General features: G+C 42.4%; 6 protein-coding genes. 5 read left to right on the top strand and 1 reads right to left on the bottom strand.

Features of this window, described 5'->3' with window-relative positions; genetic code table 11:
- Nucleotides 1–384 (top strand): glycosyl-4,4'-diaponeurosporenoate acyltransferase CrtO family protein (locus tag ABWY16_RS14225; RefSeq protein WP_353905311.1); only part of this gene is annotated, 384 nt, incomplete at its 5' end.
- Nucleotides 385–460: 76 nt separating this feature from the next.
- Here the strand turns inward: ABWY16_RS14225 and ABWY16_RS14230 are convergent.
- A complete protein-coding gene (locus tag ABWY16_RS14230; RefSeq protein ID WP_353905312.1) occupies nucleotides 461–1,324 on the bottom strand; it encodes a hypothetical protein in 864 nt (287 codons plus the stop codon).
- 186 nt (nucleotides 1,325–1,510) lie between these two features.
- Between ABWY16_RS14230 and ABWY16_RS14235 the strand changes: the two genes are divergently transcribed.
- From ABWY16_RS14235 to ABWY16_RS14250, 4 genes are all read left to right on the top strand, one after another.
- Nucleotides 1,511–2,494: a helix-turn-helix transcriptional regulator gene (locus ABWY16_RS14235; protein ID WP_353905313.1), complete on the top strand. Its 984-nt coding sequence runs from the start codon at nucleotides 1,511–1,513 to the stop codon at nucleotides 2,492–2,494.
- Between the two features lie 96 nt (nucleotides 2,495–2,590).
- Nucleotides 2,591–3,676, top strand: a complete 1,086-nt coding sequence (locus tag ABWY16_RS14240) for an alkene reductase (RefSeq protein WP_353905314.1) — start codon at nucleotides 2,591–2,593, stop codon at nucleotides 3,674–3,676.
- A 14-nt stretch (nucleotides 3,677–3,690) separates the two neighbouring features.
- The gene (locus tag ABWY16_RS14245) at nucleotides 3,691–4,578 is read left to right on the top strand and encodes an NmrA family NAD(P)-binding protein (RefSeq protein ID WP_353905315.1); all 888 of its coding nucleotides are present in this window, start codon (nucleotides 3,691–3,693) and stop codon (nucleotides 4,576–4,578) included.
- 732 nt (nucleotides 4,579–5,310) lie between these two features.
- Nucleotides 5,311–5,511 (top strand): hypothetical protein, encoded by a 201-nt coding sequence (locus tag ABWY16_RS14250; RefSeq protein WP_353905316.1) that lies wholly within the window; start codon nucleotides 5,311–5,313, stop codon nucleotides 5,509–5,511.
- Nucleotides 5,512–5,798: the final 287 nt, after the last annotated feature.

Raw genomic sequence — 5,798 nt, forward strand, 5'->3', positions numbered from 1 at the left:
ATAATCGGCTTATCATTAGCCGCATTGGCAATTCCTTCGCGCTGGATACAATTAAGCAAAGATCCCGTTTTTTATCAGCAATTCGGTATCCGCTTCATTCGTAAATTCGTACAGAATGGTGATGGCTACAAACGCAAAACCATTATTCATGATGCCGCGAGCGCTATGAATTACATGTCCACAATTCGAATGTATGAAAGGTTCCATCTCTATTGCCTGTTCTTTTTCTTCATGTCAACAATTGAGGCGCTAATTTATAGCCAGTATCTGACCGCTGCATTGCTCGTAGCTGCAAATGTTATTTACAACGTATGTCCGTTATTTTTACAGCAATATAACTACGCCCGCCTGAAAAGATTTGAAAAGCTTAATAAATTTCACTGATCGTTTAATGCTAATGAATAGGTTTGGTCGACGTGGCATAGGGCGAACAAATACCAACATCCACATTGGGCATGGATTAATGATTCAATGCAGCTGTAATCCCGAAGTATTCGATCACAAGTTTAGTTTCTTTCTTTAACTCTCCTTTTTTATCGGCCTTGTGGCTGATATTTGTTACACTTATATAGCTGACGGGGTCACCAGGAGACTCATATATACGCAAAGTTGCATAATCAATTGATAAATTATCAGCAGGCAGATAGTCTTTCAGGGATTGAAAATTACCGCTTTTTAACTCTTCTGTCAGTTGATCAGGATCATTTACTGTTTTAAGTTTTCCCTGTACATCCCGTTCTTCCATCCATTGATCATTTTGTTCAGAAAAGGGAGTTGTCGATCTTCCTGAAAGGGAAAAAAGAACTGGTGCTCCAACAATAATAAATGCTTCAAATGCCCAGACCAGCCATAGAAGAGTACCAGAAACAGTATTATGTTTCAGGGTAAAAGTGCCAGCATCATTTAAGCTCAGCATTGCCTGAAACAGCATTTCAGGATGTGTTAAAACATACCAGAAACCTGTAAGGTTGAAAGAAGATCGTACCCACATTCCACCTCCCATACTGCCGTCGGCCTCAGACATGAGGGATACAAATAATGCCCATTGGCTATACCAGGCTAAAAGGCCACATAAGACGGCCAGTACACATTCATATTTTGTATTTCTGATCTTCCCCAGTCCGATTGCGATAAACACTCCGGCACCAACTCCAAATCCAAGTCCTGCTGTAATAAAAAAATTGAGATAAATAAAGGGAATAAACCATTGCAGGGCTATATAAATAATGCTGAGGACGACCGTGATCACGAATGCTATGATCAGAGAAATAAAGATGCCTTTGACGGGTATTTTGCCTGATGGCTTGTAGTATAGGTGTTCCATAGCAGATTGTTCAGCTATAAAGCTATGCTTATTTTGAACTTTCAGCTACTGGATTGTTGGTATTTGTGAAAAAAAGCCTGCACTGGCAAAGGTAACGATTTGGGGTAGGTGTCCGGCTTGTCATAGAAGGACATTTTTTCTTTCGGGGAATATGCTTAAATTCGATCTCCGGGACAATATAAATAAATGATCTTTAGTTTTACTGCAACGCCTGAGTTTGATTTCATGACCTATTTTGCCCGGCATGTCGGGGCAACGGTAAATGATGGGTTGTTGGTCATTCCTGGTGATTTGGGTAATGGCTACATTCGTAAACTCGCTTTTGGCCCGGAATTCAAGATCACTCTGCATCATTATGTATTAAAGGAAGACCTGATCATCAACCGCAATACCTCTGGCCAGGGTAATGACCTGATAACCATCTTTTTTTACAGCAACGAACAAACGCTCGACATAGCATTCGACAATAAGCCCAATATTCAGTTTTCCGAACGCGATGAATCCGCTATCCAGGTCACATCCAATGATCTGAACTCTACCATACGTTTTCCGGCAGGCCAGACTATACGTTACGCAGTGATCGCTATTATGCCGGCCTATCTGAAAACCCTCCTGGCTCTCAATAAGCTGAATTCTACGCTCGAGACGATAACCAGCCCGGGACATTCATTTCTTTACTTTGAAAACATGACCGCAGAGGCGAAATTGCTGCTCAAAAACTTAAGCGCGGTGGATATGAACGATGAGCTGAGCCAATTCTACATGCAGATCAAGGTACAGGAGCTGCTTTATGTGCTTTTTCAAAAGCTATCGAAACGTGAAAGCTTACCGCATCAGAACATTAACAGCGCGGACGTGGCCAGGCTTCTGCATATCCGCAACGAAATTATCAATGACCTGAGTGTACCGCCCGTCTTACCTGAACTGGCACAAGTTGCCGCCATGAGCGAAACCAAACTTAAACAGCTCTTTAAGCAGGCCTTCGGCGATACTGTCTATAATTACTTTCAGCGTGCCCGCATGGAAGAAGCTGCATTTTTACTAAAACAGGGTAAGCGATCCGTTGCAGAGGTTGGTTATGAACTGGGTTTTAGCAATTTGAGCCACTTCAGCAGATTATTTGAAAAACACTACGGTTTCACACCCAAGCGTTACTCCTCACAAGCCTAAATACTTCGTCGTATCGGACTGATTTATCACCTGATCAGGCTATTATCACCTTATAATTAGGCGCAATTTTGCTATATAAATTAAAAGATAAGCAAAATGAAAAAGTTATTCATGCCCTATAGGGGAGCCGCACTTCAGTTGAAGAACCACGTTGTGATGGCACCGATGACCAGAAGTCGTGCAATCGGCAATGTACCCAATGAATTGATGGCTATTTATTACAAACAGCGTTCCGGTGCAGGACTAATTATCACGGAGGGCACTTCGCCCAGCCCCGAAGGTTTAGGCTATCCGCGCATCCCGGGCATTTTTACGGATGCCCAGATAGAAGGCTGGAAAGGAGTGACGAGTTCAGTTCATGAAGGCGGCTCAAAAATATTCCTGCAGTTGATGCATACCGGCAGAATTGCCCATAGCTCCAACTTGCCGGAAGGCCATCAGGTAGTAGGATTCTCAGCGGTAAAGGCAGCAGGGGAAATTTATACTGATAACGGCATGCTCGAATATTCGGCGCCAGTTGCATTGGATGAAGCAGGCATAGCCCGTATAATAGATGATCATGTTAAGGCAGCTGAGAATGCGATTGCCGCTGGCTTTGATGGCGTTGAGTTACACGGAGCACACGGTTATCTGCTGGAGCAGTCATTAAACCCCTACGTCAATAACCGTGAAGATAATTATGGCGGATCCATAGAGAACCGCAGGCGTATGGCGATGGAGATCGTACAGAAAATAACAGCTTCTATCGGAGCAGATAAAGTTGGTCTGCGTATTTCACCATTTTTAACATCCAACGATATGCCTTCATATGAAGAAGCTGCAGTACATGAAACATATGTTCAGCTCGCCAGGGAAGTAAACCGGCTGGGCATCGCTTACCTGCACATTTCAAACAATCCGGGCATCCCCGAAAAAACACATCAGGATATTAGGGAGGCTTTCGCGAACACCATTATCTATTGCAATGGCTTTACCGCAGAGACAGCTGAAGAAAAATTGCAGGATGGCTCCGCGGATCTGGTCGCTTTTGGCAGGAGCTTTCTGGCCAACCCCGATTTTATGGAAAGAATAGAGAAAAATTCCCCCCTGAATGAGCTGGATTACAACACTCTTTACAGCCCTGGCGAAAAAGGGTACACCGATTACCCCGAGTTAAATTATATCAGTTCCATCACCTCTTAAAAACAATAATCAAGATGAAAATTACAACCACAGGCTCATTAGGAAATGTAGCCAAACCATTAGTAAAGAAACTGATCGCAGCCGGACATGAAGTAACCGTCATCAGTACAAAAGAAGACCGCCGGGACGAAATTGAGGCTTTGGGTGCAGATGCAGCTATCGGCTCTATCAGTGACGAAGCATTTTTGGCCGAAGCTTTCAGCGGAGCAGATGCAGTATATTTGATGATGCCGCCATCCATGGGGCAGGGCAATATGATACAGAATATCGCCGATGCCGGGCAATCCTACGCAAATGCCATTAAGACCGCAGGCATATCCCGCGCAGTCATGCTCAGCAGTGTTGGGGCTGATGCCGCCAAGGGTACCGGGCCTGTGCAGGGAGTTCATCATGTTGAAAAAATATTGCAAACGCTAGACGGTGTAAATGTGACCGTTTTGCGGTCAGGTTTTTTCTTCATTAACTTTTTGCGAGATATCCCACTGCTCAAAAGCAAAGGCGTTTTCGGTAACAATTACAATAGTGATGACAGGCTGGCCCTAACACACCCGGAGGACCTTTCGACAGCGCTTGCAGAAGAACTGCAGGCTGAAGGCGACGGTTTTGAAGTAAAATACATTGTAGGTGATATTTTGACCGGGGCCGAGATTGCAGGGATATTCGGCCGGGCAATAGGAAAACCGGAACTGGTTTGGACAGCTATTCCTGATGAACAGCTAAAACAAGGCATGCTTGCCGGGGGATTGCCACCTGAACTGGTCGGTCTGATCGTTGAAATGGGCCAGGGTGTAAGGTCTGGTATCATTACCCAAGACTTTTTTGCGAGCGGTGCAATAGTAACCGGGCAGATCAAACTGGAACAGTTTGCTGAGGAATTTAAAACGGCCTATCAAAATGCCTGATAATAATCTATTATAACACTTTATCGTTTGATTTTGACGGGGCGTAGCTATTCAGGCCTTGAGTAAGTAAAGTCTAAATAGCATGTAAATTACCGAAATAATGCGATGGGTGTATGGTAAGAGAATATTCTATTATACTGGATAGCTTACAAAAAAGATCACAATATAAAGTTGCTGTTACTTTATGAGATAGCTATTCAAACTGGTTTGAGCTATCTCATGAAGCTTTTCTAGTTTGCTATCTAAAAACGACTATTTGACCCATTGCATTACTTATTGATCTCCGTTTTATGTGAAACTCTATGACATAAGCACATCATCCATATCTTAATGAGGTTAATTAATGTAATTTCGTTAGAATAATTTAATTTCCTTATTGTTTAATTAAATCTTATTTATTACATTTGTTGTATGAAAATAAACAATATGTAAGTATTTATTAGAAAGTATTAGTTTTAAAACATCTCAAAATATTTGAGGTGTTCTATTTAAGAACCTCGTCAGCGCTAATGTGGAAATTAAGCAGACACGGGTAATAAGTAGAGCACCGGTTCCTATATTTGCAAAATATATAGGTCCGGGGCAGCTTATTGTAGTGTCTGAATAGTTTCACTATTCCCCGATTTCCACCGGGTAGCGCTGACTACAAGAACTGTCGCCGGGCCTGTTTTTATTAGTCCTTTTTCATTTCTTGTACCTGGTTCTATTGAATATTTAATCAATAGTATCCAAATGAAGAAGAAGAAAATCACCCTCACCAACAGTACCAAAAACTTATCCTCAAGTCCCGAATCAGCATATTACATTGATGCCAGCGTATTTATGCAATCAGATATTTGTGTCTGGTTTTCTGGTAACTTTACCAGCAATATATCGATTCAGGTCTCCATCTGTCTGCACCAGTCTCTGAATTATCAACCACCAGATATCTAAAAGCAAACATTTGCAAGCTTAACCAGCAGATAAGCCTTCTGCTTCTTTTATAATTTCTAAGTTCCGTGCAAGCAGTCAAATCGGACGAAATCATTCGTCATGGCCGTGCTTTGCCTAAATCATCCAACTATCTAACCCATCATCTAATGAACAACCAAGTTTTGCTTTCTCCTCAACAACAAAAAGAATATTTCCTGGGATTCATCGACGAGCTGGTCGACAAGTTTAAACCTCTCTATATATACTCCTTTGGCGAGTTTACCTCATCCAACAGTAAAAAAGGTTGT

The sequence above is a fragment of the Pedobacter sp. genome (genome assembly GCF_040513095.1).
GTDB lineage: Bacteria > Bacteroidota > Bacteroidia > Sphingobacteriales > Sphingobacteriaceae > Pedobacter.